Here is a 17,576-nt window from a genome sequence, read left to right as displayed (position 1 = left end):
ATACTTCATAACACCCTCGTCGCAACTTTGACTATCTCGGGGTCGAACTGACTTCCTGCATTTTTTATCAGTTCCTTTTTAGCCTCATCCTTGCTCTTAGTTTTTTGATACGGTCTAAAAGACGTCATTGCATCGAAGGAATCCGCTACTGCCATTATTCGTGCACCCAATGGAATATTTTCTCCACTAGCACCGTCAGGATATCCTCTGCCGTCGTATCTTTCATGATGGCCTCCCGCCACAGGTACCAAATCTTTTAGTTCGCTTATCATGCTGATAATTTCCATTGTATACACCGGATGTCTTTTCATAAGCTTAAACTCTTCCAGCGTCAGGGCTGAGGGTTTATCCAATATACTCTTGGGTACTGCTACTTTCCCTGCATCATGTAAATATGCGGCTATCTCGTATTTTTTAGCCGTTTCCTCAAATAAACCCATACCCTTAGCAAGCCTATATGTATAAAGTGCTACACGTTCCGAGTGACCTGCCGTATAACTGTGCTTGGCATCAATGACTTGAGCAAACACTTTGACTGCATTTCTTATATCTATGTTGCATGCTGTTAAGTCAAAAGGAGGCAACTCCCTCATAGCTTTCGGCAGCATTTCTGAAACTCTTTTTTCATCCATAATTTCATCAAAAAAATTACCCTCTTCCAGGGTCGCAATCATTAGCTCACACATTAAATCTGAAAACTCCGAGCCTCTGCGTGCGAAAAGAATAGTTTTTACTCCATTTAGATCCAGCGGGGGCTTTACTCTAGCTAAAATATCAAAGGTATCGGCAATTCTTAATATCTGTGCTCCCAAGTTTATGTTGTTGCCTTTTAGGCCTTTCGGGTATCCCCTGCCGTCCCAATACTCATGGTGCTCTATTATCATATTTGCCGCAATAGTTAGCGGACCTATTTCACTTACGATTTGAGCACTCTTTTCGCTATGTTTTAACAGTACGGGATTTTTAAAATGTTCTTCTATATCTGTGTAGTGAATCACGTGCTCCTTTAAAGATATTGCACCTATATCATGCAAAAGTCCTGCATAAAATATCTGAGTTCTATATTCGGGTAATATTTTTCGCGACATTCTTTCAGCTAAAATTGCAACCCTCCATGCGTGATAGATTTTCCTGTTTTCATCTAAATCCATCATTAAAGACAGTGCCATCATGAGCTCCGTAAAAAACCGGGTCTTCGTCTTTGTCTTTATCTTCATCTTTATCCCCCAACGTCACTCTATATTTTATCATTTTATATATTCTAAATAATATTACATAATCCTCCTTTTTTTAGAAAAATCATGTTTAATTTAACAATGATTGACATAAAATTAAGGCTCCCGCTATTTTATTGAAATGCTCTCCTTGAAGTAGACAGTTAAAGTAATAAAACTGTATACATTAAGGGAATACGGAAGCCTTATCTTCTTATTTTCATTACAGTTCCTCAAGCCCTAGGCTAACTTTTAATGCTTCATCGACTTTTTTCATTATATCCTGATCTAAAATTGTAATCTTTTCTTTTAGCCTTCGCTTATCTATTGTCCTAAGCTGTTCAAGCAAAATTACCGAATCCTTTTCAAGACCATAATCCTTGCTTTGCAATTCTACATGTGTGGGCAGTTTTGCCTTATCGATCTGCGAAGTAATTGCAGCAATAATAACAGTAGGACTGTATTTATTTCCTACATCGTTCTGTACCACTAATACCGGTCTAATGCCGCCCTGTTCCGATCCGACTACCGGATTTAGGTCTGCATAAAATATGTCACCACGCCTAACCAGCACATTATTCACACCCCGAAAGTCTTGTTTCATATAGTACAAAGTCTTTGTAATCCTCACATATCCCCATTTCTGCAAATTTTATGTTTAATTCTGCCATCTGCATGTAACCGGCTTTTAACTGTTCCCTTATCCTTATCTTCTCCATTTCTTTAATATATAATTTCATTGCATCGCGAATAAATTCACTGCGATTTCTATTTTCCAAAGCAACGAAATAATCTACCTCTTCTAATAAATTATCCGGCAAACTAACAACAATGCGTTTTAATTCCGCCATACCGGCACCCCCTAAATTTTTAAAGCAACGTGCAAGTACATAATTTATTATATATATCAATATAATTATGTCAATCGGGCAAGAAAAATATACCTATTTTACCAAAAAATTTTTGATATTTTGTATTTTACCATTACTAATATATACCCTTGGCACTCTTTTTGATATACCACAAGTTATTTCATAATTTATAGTTCCTATGATTTTTGCTATGTCTTCAGCCTCGATTCTCTCGCTGCCATCGGCTCCAATTAATGTAACTTCATCTTTCGGTTTTACCTCACCTTGTATGTCAGTAACATCTACCATGCATTGATCCATGCAAATACGTCCTACAACCGGAGCTCGTTGCCCATTTATCAGTACCTGGGCTCGGGACGAAAGCAGTCTTGAGTAGCCATCAGCATACCCCACCGGTAGTGTTGCAATAATGGTATGCCTTTCAGTTATATATGTTCCACCATAGCTAATTGCTTTGCCCTTCGGCAATGACTTAACATGAGCTACTCGAGTTTTTAAACTCAGTATGGGTTTTAAATGGATTTTACTTTTGGTAATTTCATCTGAAGGATACATGCCGTAAAGGATAATGCCTGGTCGAACCATATCAAGATGTGTATTTGGATACTCTATAATACCCGCACTATTAGCAATATGCTTTATTGGTATCTTGTAGTCTTTTGCTTCAATAGTATTTACCGCTTCAGTAAAAATTCGAAATTGTTCTTCAGTAACTGTTCTATCTTTTTCATCTGCCTTTGCAAAATGAGTCAAAATGCCTTCTACTTTTAGGCCCTCAAGCTGAAACAGTTTTCTGATATCTGAAATAGAAGATGCATCCGTTTGAAAACCTATCCGGCTCATACCCGTATCAAGTTTTATATGAACTTTGGCTTTTTTCTTTCGCTTTAAAGCCTTTTCAGAAAGCAAAATTGCAGATTTTAGACTATATACGGTCTGAGTAATATCGTGTTCTATTATTGTATCAAATTGATTTTCAGGTGTAAAACCCAAAATAAGGATGGGTGCTTTTATGCCTTTTTCCCTTAGTTCTACTGCTTCATCCAAAAATGCCACTCCAAGATAATGTGCTCCACAAGAAAGAGCAGTCTGTGCAACTTCTACGGCTCCGTGTCCGTATCCATCTGCCTTTACTATCGCACATAATTTGGCGTTGGTGGAAGTAATTCTTCTAATTTCCAATAAGTTATGTCGTAAATCATCTAAATTAATCTCAGCCCAAGTAGGTCTGATATTTAGAAGTTCTTTGGGCATCTTTATACTCCTTAATATCCTTTATTGCTTTATACAAATAATCAATAATATCTCCGGCTGCAAGACATATTTCTCCTTTTTCCCTGGCTGCAAGGTCACCGGCTAAGCCATGCAAGTATACACCTGCTGCTGCAGCCTCATAAGGTTTCATGCCGCGAGCCAAAAAAGCTCCAATAATACCTGAAAGTACATCGCCACTGCCGCCAGTAGCCATCCCAGCATTACCCGTAGGATTAATGAACAACTTTCCCTCGGAAGTAGCGACTAAAGTCCTGGCACCCTTTAAGACTACTGTGCAGCCGAACCTCTTGGCTGCTGTCTTAACAGAAGATATTCTGTCCTGTTGAACTTCCGATGAAGTTATAGAAAGAAGTCGGGCTATCTCTCCGGGATGTGGAGTAATAATCACCGGAGCTTGTGCTTTATTTAAGGTCTCCGGATATTCTGCCAAAGCGTTTAAGCCGTCAGCATCGATAACCATTGGCACTTTACAGTTTAGAATAAACTGCATTACAAATTGTTTTGTTTCATTTTTTGCAGAAAGACCCGGCCCCAGGACTACAACCTTACTTTGGTTTGCAAACTGTAATGCCTTATCAAGAGCAGCAATGCTAATACAGCGTTCTGGCGTTTCAGGAAGCGGTATTGTCATAGCTTCCGTAAGTTTTACCTCAAGGATGTCGTTCAGGCTTTCGGGAATTCCAAGTATTACCAGGCCCGCTCCACTTCTCACCGCGGCTTCTGCCGACAGAGCCGCTGCTCCTGTCATTCCATAGGAGCCGGCAATAACAAAGACTTTGCCAAAAGTGCCTTTATGGGCGTCAGGAGGATATTCTTTAAAACAATTCGAAACCCACTTGCAATCCAGAAATTCAGCCTCAGCTTCATTAGATTCAATTAAATTTATCGGCATACCTATGTCGGCAACAATTAACTTACCTACATATTCAACTCCGGGATAGAGTAGTAAACCTATTTTAGGAGCAGCCATAGTAACCGTCTGCTCAGCCTTCACTGCATTTCCAAGCACCTTCCCCGTTTCGCCACATATCCCTGAAGGTATATCCACAGCAATTACCGGAATTTCTGATTTGTTAATCATTTCGATTACATTTCGAGCAATACCTCTCACATCACCCTTTAATCCTGTGCCAAGTATGGCATCGACCAAGATTGAGGCATTGCTTGTCATTTTCATTACTGCATTTAAATCTGTTTCTTCATCAATGACTTTTATCTTTAAGCCCATATTCTTTGCAATTTTCAAATTTATAGCTGCATCACCTGTTATGCTGCTTGGATTTGCTATAATAAACACATTTGTATCAAAACCCATATTAGCTAGGTGCCGAGCAGCTACAAAACCATCACCGCCATTGTTGCCTTTACCACAGAATAATACAACTTTTGTCATGTTTGCCGGTCTTTTATCTTCTCTTTGACAATCCCACATATTCTTTACAGCCAACGCTACCTCTCTACCGGCATTTTCCATGAGAACAACTCCGGGAATTTCGTAAGTTTCAACGGCTGTTTGATCCATCTTCCTCATAGTAGAGGGACTCACTGCTTTCATCTTCTGCACCTCCAAGTGCTACAGCAAAAGCTATAGCATATTCCTTACTGTGCGAAATTGTAACAAGCATGCTTTTAAAGTTCTTTGACTTGAATATTTCTAGAGCTTTCCCTGTTATAGCAACTATCGGTTTTCCAGATATATCACTTAAAATTTCTATATCTTTCCATTTTATATTGCGAAAACCAGTACCTAATGCTTTTACCACAGCTTCTTTTGCGGCATATTTTCCGGAAAGATGCATGTAATAATTCTTTTTGCCGTTTATTTCACTAAGCTCCCTGCAAGTAAAGAAACGCTTCTCAAATGCCTTCCTTTGACAAGCTTTTTTTATTCTATTTATTTCAATAATATCCACACCAATTTGCATATCAAGCCTCTGTATAAGATGAATTATATTTTTAAAATAAGCATAAAATAATCAATACAACCGTATACCATATAAATATATATATAGTTTCTATATCTATGTATAAAAACCTTCGTTTTTTTAAATTTAAACTAAAAATTTATTGACCTATCCTGACCTTTATGGTATAATATTAGTAAATATTTACATTTGATAAAGGAGGAAAATATTATGCAAAGTAGAGGTTTGATGCCTTGGAGGCGGCGTAAGACTTTACTTCCTGAGTTTTTTGACTGGGCTTTTAACACTGATGATTTAACAAATTTTTTTGACGAGTTTGATTTTAAGCCTTTTAAAGTGGATTTAAGGGAAACCGATAAGGAATATATAATTGAAGCAGATCTTCCCGGCTGTGATAAGGATAATATTAAAATTAGTTATGAAGGGGACATCCTTACAATCAACGCAAATTATGAGGAAGCCACCGAAGAAAAAGATAAGAATTTTATTCGACGCGAACGCCGTCAAGGCAATTTTTCCAGGTCCATTCCTATCCCAGACAATGTTAAAAGTGATGCGATTAAAGCAAACTTTAACAATGGCGTCTTAAAGGTTATTTTGCCAAAATTAGAAATCTCAAAGCCGAGCGGAAAAATTATAGATATTGAATAGCATACAATAGTATACAAAAAAACCGGGAAGTATCATATCATTTTTCCCGGTTTTTTTGTATCAATAATTGGTATGAATGCTAAAAAATTTTTTATTTTACTTGATTCTTTAGCTGTTCAATAACTTTTCGGACCTTAGGAATCATTGAAATCAAAAGACATATTAAAATATCTGTTCCTAATACCGTGCCGTTTACTGCTATTGAATAGACAATGGGGCTCATCCCTTCAGGAGCAAAAGACGCAAAAAATATGACTCCTGAAAGAAAACTTGAAAATATCTGGCCAAGACCTCCTGCGATAATACCTAAACTGATATTATTACGGAAAAATCCAGCTAGTCCCCATGCTGCAAAGGCTAAAATATAATCCAGGAAGACCTGAAACGGGTGTAATATATATGGGTCTTGAACAAGTTGCAAAAGACCATATGCTGTTCCAGCCATCAAACCTGCAGCCGGTCCGAAAATATAGGCATAGATAAATATTGGCAGTGCACTTGCCAAAGTTATAGAACCCCCCTGCGGCCAGCGATATAACCGAATGTAGGACAGTATAAAGGCAACTGCAACGCAAAGACCACCATATACAATAGCTTTTGTATTAAACTTTGTGTGTTTCCCTAGGGTGCTAAGCACCACCACAAACGCAAAAATGCAAAACAAAACAAGCCATGTTATTGGAGTTATTTCCGCAAAGTCTTCGAAAAAATTAACTGCAGTATTCAACTTAGCTCACCTCCTCCCCCTGTGAAAATGCAATATGTCCGGAGAGTAGATGGCAAAGAAGCCGCCAACAACAAGGTTAGCGGCTTTATTTACATACTAAAACCACTTCCCTACGCTAGCATTACCTAGAGCAGGTTCAAGGGTCAGTGAGTTTACTCACTATCTCAGCTATCCGCGCTCCCCTAGTGGACATAAAATATAAATATTTATTTTGCTGAATTTAATATAGCATGATTTAGAAAATATATCAAGCATGAAATACTATAGCTAAGAAGAGGGAAGGGAAATGTTCGACTTGTTTAGCTATTAATCTAATGCTATAATGATGAAAGAAAATTTAGTATTTCTAAAGCAGGATAAGCTATCATAAAGATAATTATAAAAAACATAATTTTCACTTTATTTAAAATTATTATGTAGGGAGAGTGAATCTTTTGAAAAAAAACCTTGTTCTCGCCCAATCAGGAGGTCCTACATCAGTTATCAATGCTAGTTGCTATGGTATTATAAAAGAAGCCAGAAAATACGAAATTAAATTATATGCAGCAAAATTCGGTATCGAGGGTATATTACAAAATAATTTGATCGATATGACCAATATCAGCGAATCAGATTTAAATCTTTTAAGATATTCACCATCGGCAGCTTTCGGCTCCTGCAGACATAAACTCAAAGATGAGGATTTTGAAAAAATAATTGAAACCTTTGACAAGTATCAGATAGGTTATTTTGTCTATATCGGCGGTAATGACTCTATGGACACTGCCCATAGATTATCGGAGTATATTAAAAAGATAGGTAGGGACATTAAAGTCATAGGTGTGCCTAAAACTATTGATAATGATCTTGTGAATACACATTTTTGCCCCGGCTATGGAAGCGCTGCAAAGTATATAGCTACAAGCGTGCGTGAAATGTCGTTGGATGCTGATGTTTATGCAAAGGACATCGTCACTATTGTGGAAGTTATGGGACGGAATAGCGGCTTTTTGGCTGCCGCCGGTGCATTGGCTCGTGATAATGTTGTCAGTTCACCTCATTTAATATATTTCCCTGAAATACCCTTTGATGAAAATGAATTTTTAAATGATGTCAAGACAACTTTTAAAAGAAATAACGGCAAAGTATTTATAGTAGCTTCTGAAGGCCTCAAGAACAAGGATGGTAATTATATTTATTTAAACGAGCAGAAAGCCGATGCCTTTGGAAATGTACAAATGGGCGGCGTAGGACATTACATGAGACATCTTGTAACTGAAAATATAACAAAACGGGTTAAGGTTGTTGAGCTGTCAATTATCCAGCGCTGTGCGGCTCATGCGGCTTCACTTGCAGATAATGAGGCTGCTGTCATGGTTGGAGAGGCTGCTGTAAAAAAAATCATGGATGGCGTAAGCGATATAATGATATCTATCAAGAACACTGATAACGGCTTTGAAGCTGGAACAGTTCCCCTATCCGAAGTTGCCAATCGTACTAAACTATTGCCTAGCCAGTGGATAGATAGTAAAAATAGGTGGGTTACACAGGATGCCATCGATTACATGCTGCCACTTATTCAAGGCGAGGTAAAAGTTCCTTATGTAAACGGCATACCTAAATATATAAGGTTTATTTAGGCAAGCAAGTATGTGCTAATGTGATTCGTACAGCCTTAACAATAATTCACGGGTTATACCCGTGATATTTTTTTGCAAATAGAATACCGCAAAACTACCTTGGGACAGTTTTGCGGTATTCTATGTCTGTAAGCCAAATTATTATAAACTACTTAACATCGTCTTTTGTTATAACCGACACACCTGTATCAATAAACTCATGGCCAGTTTCTTCACCATTTAAGGCCTTCGCAGCAGTTTTTACACCTTCATAACCCATCACTTCCGGGTTTTGTGCCATTGTGCAGAGTAAATAGCCTTCTTTAATGAGATTGAGAATTGCATCTGACTTGTCAAACCCAACTCCTATAACATTCTTGCCGGCTTCTTTGATAGCATTGCCAATTCCAACCGTTGAACCTTCATTAGCTCCAAATAGACCCACACAGCCTTGGGTTATGAAATTAGCAGCGGCATCCTTGGATTTGGCCGCATCACCATCACAATACTGTGTTTCAAGAACCTCAAAACTGCTGCCTTTTAATGCTTCCCTAAAACCTTCTTCACGTGCCACTGTAGATGCTGTGGCGGCATTTACGCTAATAACGCCAATTTTACCTTCCTTAATGCCCGCAGCTTCAAGCGCTTTAAGCATTTCCTCACCGGCTGTCTTTCCAGCAGCTTTGTTATCAGTCGCTAAGGTTTGAATAGCGGGAAAATCCGCCGGAGAATCGACATAGACAATTTTAACACCAGCTGCTTGGGCTTCTTCGAGTGCAGACTGAACTGCTACAGGACCGTTAGCAGCAAGCAGTATCGCATCCGCTCCACCAGCTACAGCATTATTAATACATTCAATCTGTTTCGCATCATCTTTAACATCAGGGGCTAACCACTTATAGTCAATATTACCCAGCTCAGATACTGCCTGTCTACATCCTTTATCTACATTTACCCAGTGCTGATCCATTTGATCCATTGTAATTAAATATACTTTATAATTTTGGGAATCGGCTTTACCTCCATTTGTTTGTGTAGGTGTAGACTCTTGTGCTCCTTTATTTGCTTCTTTATTGCCACAACCGGCTGCAAAGCTAGCAATCAAAACCAAACACAGCAACAACGCAAACAACTTAGATTTTAGAAGTCTCACTTTCTATTCCTCCTTGTTTTTAGTTTTTATAAATTAAAGCATCATGCTTTAATTTCACCAGAATCTGAAATCACCTTTTCCCTTTTCTTTCTTATACTTCCACCTCTAACAATAACGTCCAATAAAACAGAAACCACAACAATGATTCCAATCACAATATTACGTATGGCAACCGGCGCGCCGGCAAATTGTAAGCCATTCTGCAATACTCCCCAGATAGAAGCTCCTACCACGGTTCCCAGCAAAATTCCTTGCCCTCCCAGAGTACTTACACCGCCAATAACAGAAGCAGCAACCGCAAACATCTCATAACCGGTACCAGCATCCATAGTACCCATGCCGCTTATAGCGCAAGTAATAAGGCCGACTGTACAAGCACAAATCGAACTGACAACATAAGCTGTTGTAGTAGTAGCAATTATATTAACACCTGAAAGCCTTGATGCTTCTATGTTGCTGCCAATCGCATAAATATAGCGACCTGTTCTGGTTTTGCTAAGAATAAAGTTAAACACTAGCCACAAGACAACTGCAATCCATATGGTATTATATATTCCTAAGATTTTACCATAGTAAAAAAAGTTCCTGAAACCATTTGCTGCAGCCCCAATCGAATCAGTATTGTAGTTATTATTTACAATTTGAGCTATGCCCCTTGCAATAGTCATAGTGCCAAGTGTTGCAATAAATGGCGGCAGTTTGCAGCTTGCAACCAACTGTCCGTTTGTTACGCCAACCACTAGGCAGCAAAAAAATGTAATCACAACAGCAACCCATGGATTAACTCCTTTTGTCATCATTGTTGCTGAAATCATACAACTCATACCGATAACAGAACCTATAGAAAGGTCGATATTGCCTGTAATTAAGACAAATGATTGACCTATGCCGATTATCAGAATAGGAGCAATTTGACGAAGCAGATTACTAATATTCCTGCTTGAAAAAAATATTGGATTTAATATGCCAAATACAATGCAAATTATAATAAGACCGAATGTTACCGATACGACCTGACCCATGCCCCTAGTTGCCATTATTTTTTTAAATATACTCTGATCTTTTCTTTTTTTCATTTATATCTCTCCTATAGATCTATTTATGTTGTTTTTAGGCAGTAGCAGCATTGTTTATTTTAGTCTCGAATTTTGTTGCATATTCAAGGATAAGATTTTGTGTGGCATCTTCAATGTTAAGCTCGCCGGTGATTCTCCCATCACACATAACAAGTATTCTATCACTAATACCCATTATCTCCGGCATTTCCGAAGAAACAAATATAACACCTATTCCCTGCTGCTTTAAGTCATTCATAATATTATAAATTTCTACCTTTGCTGCTACGTCAATTCCTCTTGTAGGTTCATCAAATATCACTACATGAGAGTTTCTGGCAAGCCATTTGCTTACAACAACCTTCTGTTGATTTCCTCCCGAAAGGCTGCCTGCATTTACTTCGGGACTTGGCAGTTTAATGCTTAAATCATTTATAGCTTTGTCTACTATTGATTTTTCTTTTTGAAAGTCCACCACACCCTGCTTATTACAAAGTATATCTAAATTAGGTAATGCAATATTTTCGCGAACACTTAACTCAGTGCATAAACCGTCTTTTTTTCTATCCTCCGGGACTAGCACTATCCCTGCTTTAATTGCATCCATCGGCCTATCAATCGTTATGGTCTTGCCATGTAAGATGATTTCACCTGATTCTTTGGGCTCAGCTCCAAAAATAGCACGAGTGGTTTCCGTGCGCCCTGCACCCATCAAGCCTGCAATTCCCAGAATTTCGCCTTCATACAGTTCAAAGCTGACATTTCGTACCATTCTGCCTGCATTTAAGTTCTTTACCTCAAATATTTTTTCTCCTCGATCTGTAACCACCCTTGGGAATTTCTGCTTAATTTCTCGGCCTACCATATAAGTTATAATTTCCGGCATTGTAATATCAGAGAAGTTTTTAGTTATAATGTGCTTTCCATCTCGCATAATCATGACCCGATCGGCAATGTGCTGTAATTCCTCTAAGCGATGGGAAATATATATGATACCACAGCCTTCGCTTTTTAGCTTTCGTATTATTTTAAACAAGTCATCAATTTCTTTAGAGGTTAAGGCGGATGTAGGTTCATCCATTATCAGTATTTTAGAATTTATTGAAAGAGCTTTTGCAATCTCCACCATCTGCTGTTTAGAAACTGCTAAATCGCCGACAATTGTGTCTGGAGAAATATCAATGTTAAGCTTTTCAAGAATAGCTTTTGCCCGTCTATTCATTTCACGACTTGACAAAATGCCTTTCTGACTCATCTCACGGCCTAAAAAGATATTTTCTGCTACTGTGAGATGTGGACACATGTTCAATTCTTGATGTATAATCGCTACACCTAGCTCTTGCGCCTTTTTAGGAGTTAAATTATCTACTTTTTGGCCTAAAATCCTGACATCGCCGCTATCAGGTGTGTAGACACCACTTAGGATTTTTACCAAAGTTGATTTACCTGCGCCATTTTCCCCAAGTAAAGCAAGAACTTCCCCAGCCTTTAAATTAAGTGATACATCATCTAAGGCATTTACTCCCGGAAAAGTTTTGTAAATATGCTCCATTTCGACTATATATTCTTGCATGAACCTCACCTGTTCTTAGATTTAGTATTCGCTCACCTATTTACCACTATATCATCTGTGATTTGACATAACAAAGAGGTAGTCTTTGGAATTAGGGGGGTATTCTTTGGGACTTCATTTAATTTTATGACAATCTAATAATATGTATTTTTCTGGAAAGTTAAATCCTTCTACATATTAAAAAGCCACTGTAAGCTCCTCGGTAATACTAAATCCGGGTTGCTGACAATGGCTAGTTATAAACTAAGATTAATTATTGGCTTGCACGAAACAGCGGAAATTTTTCGCTGTCATATTTATCTCGAAGTTTCCCTTGTTCTACTACAATAAGTCGATCAGCTACAGTAAGGCAATCCGATATGCTAACAGCTAAAATAACCACTGTAATTCCCTTTTTTCTAAGTTGGTCAATTAACTGAATTACATGATGCCTAAGATACATATCTGCGCCCGAAAACGGTTGCATGCAAAAAACAACCTTTGGGTTGTAAAGATGAACTCTGTAATAGACTAAATTATATAGGGACTTTGGAGTCAAATTTCTTATGTCATCCGCATAAATATCTTCCCCTAACAATGGCTCATATTCTTGGATGATGCTATTTTTAACACTTTTGCTGCGCCAAAAATGATTGGACAGCTTCCTATCCAGCAGGAAGCATAGATTATCTAAATAGCTTCTTTCATAAAATAACATTGTCTGAATAGGGTTTTCTTGAATAAAACAAACCTTTTTATTTAATTTTGCAATCTTCTCAATATAATTATCACCATCAAGAAAAATAGTTCCAGATTTGGGCTCAATTTCTCCGTTAATTAATTTAATAATATCTGTTAAAGTAGTATTATTTATATCTAAAAAAGCAACACACTCGCCTTTTTCAATTGTAAAGCTCATATCGCTGATATATTCTGTGCAAACATTTTGAAATTTTAACATGCCCTTACTACTACTCCTAGAAGCAATTGCCGAACCCACATGACTAAAATCAAGGGTATATGGCTCTATCATTTCATCTCTAAATTCACTTTTATTTAGTACTTTTAACAGCCTGCCATTCTCCATTAAAGAAACCCTATCACAAATTTTAAAGGCTTCTTCATGATGATTGCAGATATATAAAAATGAGATGCCCTGCTTTGAGTAATAGCGTAAAATATCATGAATCTTTTTCAGATCAACCGCACTTATGAAGTTGCTGATATCTCTTAGAACAATCAATTTGACATTTGATACAACTGCTTTTATGATTTCTACTACACATTTTTCAAAAAAAGATAAATGCGATACTAATTCTTCTCCATCAATTTGAATATCCAATTCTTTTGCAAATAGGCTAAACTGAGTATTAAGCACTTTTGGATTAATTACGTATTTTTTAAAGCCTCTTCTCATTACAAATACATTATCCGCTACCGTTAAGTCCTCTACTAATCGGCTTTGCTTTTCAATGATGGATACCGGATTCATATCCATGCCACTATGTTGATAGCTATTGACTAATTTTTCTTGAAAATATATATGTCCATAGTGAATAGGCGTATTTTGGCAAAGCAGTTTAATTAAAGCTTCTTTGCCATGGGCGTTGACACATACAAGACCCATAATTTCCCCTTTAAAAACATGCATACTGAAATTATCTAAAAAAGTCACACCATCAGTAATCTTAGTTACCCGTTCCATACGAAAAACTTCTTCTTTCATCCGGACTTTCTCCACCTTTTTCGGTAATTCTCGGTAACGTAATTTCTACATCTGTACCTAAATTTACTGTGCTGTAAATATCAATCCCGTATTTTTCTCCAAATAAAAGCTTGATTCTATTATTTACATTTATTATGCCGATACCGGCTCTCCTTTCACCGTCAGTCCTCATATAATCAAAAGACTGTGTATTAAGTTTTTTGTTAAGTTCTCGTAATTGTTCTTCCTGTATACCTAATCCATCGTCAGACACCGTTATGATGAGCCGCTTGGGAGTGGTTTCAATTCTAATGGTAACATTGCCCTTGCCCATTTTCCTTTCAATTCCATGAAAAATTGCATTTTCTACAATAGGCTGCAATGTTAGCTTAGGCAAGCGCAACTTTAATACCTCTTTTTTATCCTCACAATCATATTTGACGCTTAAATTCAGGCGCTCTCCAAAGCGATATTGTTGAATAATATAGTAATTTTCAATATTTGTCAGTTCATCCTCTAATGTAACCAAATTCTCCATGTTAGAAATCGTATATCGGAAAAAGACTCCCAACGCTTCCGCCATTTCAGCTACATTATCCAAGCCGGCCACAACGGCTTCACCGCGGATACCTTCTAAGCTATTATACAAAAAATGAGGATTTATTTGATTTTGCAATGCTAGATACTGTGACTGCTTTTTTGTCGCATTTATCAAATCACTTGTATCAAAAATCGCCTTGATTTTTTTAATAGCCTGATCCATTTCCGGGCTAAGTGGCCATCTAAGCTGGTAAATGCCTTGTATGGTGTAACCCTTTGCAAAAAGTTTCAAGACCTTGGACGTTTCTTTATATGGAAGGTATATCCGCTTGTATGACGCACATGCAATAATAAAAAATACCGCATAGCTTATTATAAGCATCGGAATGTATTTGTTATTGGCTACTGATATTAAAGTAAGAGCAAATAGCAGGCAAGCTATAAAGACCAGTAATACCACAAACATATGGGACACTCGAAAAGATATATAATGAGCATTTTTATTTTTCATAACCATCATATTCCTAAGCATATAATTTTCTATATTCATTCGGTCTAAGACCGGTATATTTTGTAAAACTCTTTCTAAAATGTTTTAAATCAGCGTACCCTACTACTTCACAAATATTGGCAATATTCATATCCGTTTCCTTCAAGAGTTCCTTTGCTTTATTCAGCCTTACTTCAGAAAGGTATTCTGTAAAATTTTTTCCGCTTTCTTTTTTAAATAAAAAACTAAAATAGGAATCATTAAACCCGACAAAATCGCTAACATCTTTTAGTGTAATGGGTTTCATATAATTTTGCTGAATATACTGCTTTGCCATATAAATTGGTTTAATATCAGTTTGCATTTTATCTTTTACAATAATGCCTAAAGATTTACAAATGTTCTCTACTAATAGCTCAAACAGTTCCTCTGCAGAGCTGCAAAGGTCTGCATGTAATAAAAAGGTTTCATAAAGCAGTTCCGAGTCACTTATATTAAACTTATACTTCCTCAATAACATCAAGCAAGTACTATAAATAGCCGTTACTAAATCAAATATCTCTTGGCCGGAAATATTCGGTTTATCTAGCATCTTTTCTTTTAGTAAATTAATCTCGCAAATAACACCTTCTGAATCTAAAACTTCCAAAGGACTCTCTATGTTTTCGGTAAGTTCTGCTATTATACTGTCACAACTTTCATGGTGGTTTTTTAATTCCGCATACTCCAGTAAATTTCCTGTTCCTTCTACTAGGCGCTGTCTTATAGCCCATTCTGCCTCAAGGAGAGAATCTTCCAATTGTCTAATATCTTCCACAGGTCTCCCAAGACCAACAGTAAATTCTATTTCATGGTATAATCGCTGTTGCACAAGGATATCGTCAAAACTTGACTTGAGTTTTTTACGTACCACATCCTGCTTCGCTTTATCATAGTTTAGGATACCGTAGACCCTACTGTTTTTAAGGTAAGTTTCTACGTCAAAACATTCTTTGCCTAGACTTTTGTTCAGTGTTTGTACAATTTTCTCGCCTACTACATTCATATTTTCACATAAATCCTTGTATTTGCAGTCCACTTTAACGATAAAAACTTGAAAGCAGGCAGGTTGAAATTTAAAAAGATAGTTTTTGTTAATTTCATCAATCTTCATATCCGCCCGATTTGCATTTTTACTTAATAACATCTCTACGAAAAATCCAGACCGCAATTTGTCTATGTTATCTTTTAATTGAAGTTGCAATTCCTCTTCTCTGGATAATTGTTGAGTTTTCTGCCTGTATTTTTCACGTATTTTATTTAATGTATTTAAGAGTTCATTTTTATTAATTGGTTTTAGTAAATAATCCCTGACTCCGTATTTTATAGCAGTTTGAGCATATTCAAAATGACTGTACCCGCTTATGATTATAAAATCAACATCTTCTTTGATTTGCTTGCCCTTCTCAATCATTTCCAGCCCATCGCATCCCGGCATGCGTATATCAGTAACCATCAGATCAGGCTGAAGTTTTTCTATTAATTCCAATGCCTCAATGCCATTATGAGCTACCACAACTATCTCCATATCTAATGCTTTCCAATCTATAAGATTGCAAATCAATTTGCATACCCTCACCTCATCGTCAGCTATTACAACCTTTATCATGAAGCTACCCCTCTATTCTTAAGATTTTTAGTCATGATAACCTTTTAGCAAGATAAACTCAAAATAAAACCACCTATCAAAAATTACTCTTTACGGTGGAATCATATATATATTCTTTAAAGAAATCCAATTTCCTGCATGGGACGAAAATTCAAAATTCTTTTCTTGACTGTTATCACTTTTACAATGTATGATATATCTGATATTTCTATTATTAGGAATATCTATAACTGCCATAGCTGTGCGTATTCTCAAAAAGCCTTGAGAACCTTCATAAATATCTAATGCAAAGATGTATGCATTTCCCTTGATTTACATGTTATGATATAAGTAAATGTAAAATTTATTATATGAGGTGAGTAAACTAATGAAGACTATACTTTGCTATGGAGATTCAAACACTTGGGGGTATAAGCCTGATGGCACTGGCAGATACCCGAAGCATATACGCTGGACCGGTGTATTGCAAAATGAACTTGGGGAAGATTATGATGTTATCTCTGAAGGCTTAAATGGCAGGACTACTGTTTGGAATGATCCGGTTAGAGGTGAATATAGAAATGGAAAAGCTTATTTATTGCCATGCTTGCATACTCATAAGCCCATAGATTTGGTAGTATTATTTTTAGGAAGCAATGATTTAAAATACAGGTTTAGTGTAACCTCTACTGAAATAGCGCAGAGTGTAGAAATGCTGGTAAATATTATTAAAAAAAGTGAGACAGGCCCTAATTTAGATTCACCAGAAATCCTTGTCATAATCCCGCCTCCAATTCTGATTCCTAAAGAAGCTAGGCAAGTGGATTATCTGATTCCTGAGTTTGAAAAAACCGTAGAAAAAAGCAAGCATTTTCCTCAACAATTTGCAGCAGTATTGAGTGGGCAATGCCATTTACTAGATTCGTCTAAATTTATATCAACCAGCAAAATAGATGGTATGCATTTAGATCCAGAAAGTCATGCCATATTGGGGAAAGAAGTTGCAAAATATATAAAAGAACATATATATGTTTCTTGAATTTTATGGTCTTTTCTTTTAACTTCACGCATCATCAGGACTTCTAATATAATTTCACTTAATTTCACTTATTTTCACTTATTTTTATCCATCATTATTCACAATCTATATGACATAATTATATATAGTAGTTAGAAGCATTTTTAAAGGTCA

Annotated in this window: 16 protein-coding genes and 1 riboswitch; of the genes, 3 read left to right on the top strand and 13 right to left on the bottom strand. The window is 36.8% G+C overall.

The window, feature by feature from the left end; genetic code table 11:
* Window positions 1–5 precede the first annotated feature (5 nt).
* The 6 genes from TEPIRE1_RS02430 to acpS all read right to left on the bottom strand — a co-directional run bounded on the left by TEPIRE1_RS02430 (window position 6) and on the right by acpS (window position 5,286).
* Window positions 6–1,217, bottom strand: coding sequence for an HD-GYP domain-containing protein (locus TEPIRE1_RS02430; protein WP_013777607.1), 1,212 nt, complete (start codon window positions 1,215–1,217; stop codon window positions 6–8).
* Between the two features lie 220 nt (window positions 1,218–1,437).
* Window positions 1,438–1,788, bottom strand: coding sequence for a type II toxin-antitoxin system PemK/MazF family toxin (locus tag TEPIRE1_RS02425; RefSeq protein ID WP_015294938.1), 351 nt, complete (start codon window positions 1,786–1,788; stop codon window positions 1,438–1,440).
* A 1-nt stretch (window position 1,789) separates the two neighbouring features.
* On the bottom strand, window positions 1,790–2,065 hold the full coding sequence (locus tag TEPIRE1_RS02420) for a CopG family ribbon-helix-helix protein (RefSeq protein WP_013777605.1): 276 nt from the start codon (window positions 2,063–2,065) through the stop codon (window positions 1,790–1,792).
* Between the two features lie 93 nt (window positions 2,066–2,158).
* Window positions 2,159–3,340 carry an alanine racemase gene (gene alr / locus TEPIRE1_RS02415; RefSeq protein WP_013777604.1) on the bottom strand — a complete coding sequence of 394 codons (1,182 nt, stop codon included), beginning with the start codon at window positions 3,338–3,340 and terminating at the stop codon, window positions 2,159–2,161.
* A complete protein-coding gene (locus tag TEPIRE1_RS02410) occupies window positions 3,300–4,916 on the bottom strand; it encodes a bifunctional ADP-dependent NAD(P)H-hydrate dehydratase/NAD(P)H-hydrate epimerase (RefSeq protein WP_013777603.1) in 1,617 nt (538 codons plus the stop codon). Before TEPIRE1_RS02410 ends, alr begins: the two co-directional genes overlap by 41 nt.
* Entirely contained in the window at window positions 4,864–5,286 is a 423-nt protein-coding gene (acpS, locus tag TEPIRE1_RS02405; protein WP_013777602.1) for a holo-ACP synthase, read from the bottom strand. The genes TEPIRE1_RS02410 and acpS overlap by 53 nt, the downstream gene beginning before the upstream one ends.
* Window positions 5,287–5,496: 210 nt before the next feature.
* Between acpS and TEPIRE1_RS02400 the strand changes: the two genes are divergently transcribed.
* Complete coding sequence (locus TEPIRE1_RS02400) at window positions 5,497–5,937, top strand: Hsp20/alpha crystallin family protein (RefSeq protein WP_013777601.1); 441 nt, start codon at window positions 5,497–5,499, stop codon at window positions 5,935–5,937.
* A 91-nt stretch (window positions 5,938–6,028) separates the two neighbouring features.
* Here TEPIRE1_RS02400 and thiT read toward each other — a convergent pair whose 3' ends face one another.
* Entirely contained in the window at window positions 6,029–6,664 is a 636-nt protein-coding gene (gene thiT / locus TEPIRE1_RS02395; RefSeq protein WP_013777600.1) for an energy-coupled thiamine transporter ThiT, read from the bottom strand.
* Between the two features lie 90 nt (window positions 6,665–6,754).
* Window positions 6,755–6,858, bottom strand: a riboswitch (TPP riboswitch).
* A gap of 240 nt (window positions 6,859–7,098) precedes the next feature.
* Here thiT and TEPIRE1_RS02390 point away from each other — a divergent pair.
* Entirely contained in the window at window positions 7,099–8,283 is a 1,185-nt protein-coding gene (locus TEPIRE1_RS02390) for a 6-phosphofructokinase (protein WP_013777599.1), read from the top strand.
* 148 nt (window positions 8,284–8,431) lie between these two features.
* On the opposite strand, the gene TEPIRE1_RS02385 is transcribed toward TEPIRE1_RS02390, so the two are convergent.
* The 6 genes from TEPIRE1_RS02385 to TEPIRE1_RS02360 form a co-directional block, all read right to left on the bottom strand.
* The gene (locus tag TEPIRE1_RS02385) at window positions 8,432–9,415 is read right to left on the bottom strand and encodes an ABC transporter substrate-binding protein (RefSeq protein WP_013777598.1); all 984 of its coding nucleotides are present in this window, start codon (window positions 9,413–9,415) and stop codon (window positions 8,432–8,434) included.
* Window positions 9,416–9,456: 41 nt separating this feature from the next.
* Window positions 9,457–10,491: an ABC transporter permease gene (locus tag TEPIRE1_RS02380; protein ID WP_013777597.1), complete on the bottom strand. Its 1,035-nt coding sequence runs from the start codon at window positions 10,489–10,491 to the stop codon at window positions 9,457–9,459.
* Between the two features lie 34 nt (window positions 10,492–10,525).
* Window positions 10,526–12,043, bottom strand: a complete 1,518-nt coding sequence (locus TEPIRE1_RS02375) for a sugar ABC transporter ATP-binding protein (RefSeq protein WP_013777596.1) — start codon at window positions 12,041–12,043, stop codon at window positions 10,526–10,528.
* A 253-nt stretch (window positions 12,044–12,296) separates the two neighbouring features.
* A complete protein-coding gene (locus TEPIRE1_RS02370) occupies window positions 12,297–13,748 on the bottom strand; it encodes an ATP-binding cassette domain-containing protein (protein WP_013777595.1) in 1,452 nt (483 codons plus the stop codon).
* Window positions 13,711–14,733, bottom strand: a complete 1,023-nt coding sequence (locus TEPIRE1_RS02365; RefSeq protein ID WP_015294930.1) for a sensor histidine kinase — start codon at window positions 14,731–14,733, stop codon at window positions 13,711–13,713. Before TEPIRE1_RS02365 ends, TEPIRE1_RS02370 begins: the two co-directional genes overlap by 38 nt.
* A gap of 58 nt (window positions 14,734–14,791) precedes the next feature.
* Window positions 14,792–16,405 (bottom strand): response regulator, encoded by a 1,614-nt coding sequence (locus TEPIRE1_RS02360; RefSeq protein WP_013777593.1) that lies wholly within the window; start codon window positions 16,403–16,405, stop codon window positions 14,792–14,794.
* A gap of 367 nt (window positions 16,406–16,772) precedes the next feature.
* Here TEPIRE1_RS02360 and TEPIRE1_RS02355 point away from each other — a divergent pair, with 367 nt between their 5' ends.
* Window positions 16,773–17,423: an SGNH/GDSL hydrolase family protein gene (locus TEPIRE1_RS02355; protein WP_013777592.1), complete on the top strand. Its 651-nt coding sequence runs from the start codon at window positions 16,773–16,775 to the stop codon at window positions 17,421–17,423.
* Window positions 17,424–17,576: the final 153 nt, after the last annotated feature.

Source organism: Tepidanaerobacter acetatoxydans Re1 (genome assembly GCF_000328765.2).
Lineage (GTDB): Bacteria > Bacillota > Thermosediminibacteria > Thermosediminibacterales > Tepidanaerobacteraceae > Tepidanaerobacter > Tepidanaerobacter acetatoxydans.
The sequence above is the reverse complement of the archived record's forward strand: the minus strand, read 5'-3'. Positions and strand labels throughout refer to the sequence as shown.

What these genes read in the sequence shown, in the direction of transcription:
- acpS (WP_013777602.1), bottom strand. Translation starts at nt 5,286, where the DNA reads ATGCAAATTGGTGTGGATATTATTGAAATAAATAGAATAAAAAAAGCT.
- TEPIRE1_RS02370 (WP_013777595.1), bottom strand. Translation starts at nt 13,748, where the DNA reads ATGAAAGAAGAAGTTTTTCGTATGGAACGGGTAACTAAGATTACTGAT.
- TEPIRE1_RS02410 (WP_013777603.1), bottom strand. Translation starts at nt 4,916, where the DNA reads ATGAAAGCAGTGAGTCCCTCTACTATGAGGAAGATGGATCAAACAGCC.
- TEPIRE1_RS02400 (WP_013777601.1), top strand. Translation starts at nt 5,497, where the DNA reads ATGCAAAGTAGAGGTTTGATGCCTTGGAGGCGGCGTAAGACTTTACTT.
- TEPIRE1_RS02375 (WP_013777596.1), bottom strand. Translation starts at nt 12,043, where the DNA reads ATGCAAGAATATATAGTCGAAATGGAGCATATTTACAAAACTTTTCCG.
- alr (WP_013777604.1), bottom strand. Translation starts at nt 3,340, where the DNA reads ATGCCCAAAGAACTTCTAAATATCAGACCTACTTGGGCTGAGATTAAT.
- TEPIRE1_RS02430 (WP_013777607.1), bottom strand. Translation starts at nt 1,217, where the DNA reads ATGAAGATAAAGACAAAGACGAAGACCCGGTTTTTTACGGAGCTCATG.
- TEPIRE1_RS02355 (WP_013777592.1), top strand. Translation starts at nt 16,773, where the DNA reads ATGAAGACTATACTTTGCTATGGAGATTCAAACACTTGGGGGTATAAG.
- TEPIRE1_RS02420 (WP_013777605.1), bottom strand. Translation starts at nt 2,065, where the DNA reads ATGGCGGAATTAAAACGCATTGTTGTTAGTTTGCCGGATAATTTATTA.
- TEPIRE1_RS02360 (WP_013777593.1), bottom strand. Translation starts at nt 16,405, where the DNA reads ATGATAAAGGTTGTAATAGCTGACGATGAGGTGAGGGTATGCAAATTG.
- TEPIRE1_RS02365 (WP_015294930.1), bottom strand. Translation starts at nt 14,733, where the DNA reads ATGTTTGTGGTATTACTGGTCTTTATAGCTTGCCTGCTATTTGCTCTT.
- TEPIRE1_RS02380 (WP_013777597.1), bottom strand. Translation starts at nt 10,491, where the DNA reads ATGAAAAAAAGAAAAGATCAGAGTATATTTAAAAAAATAATGGCAACT.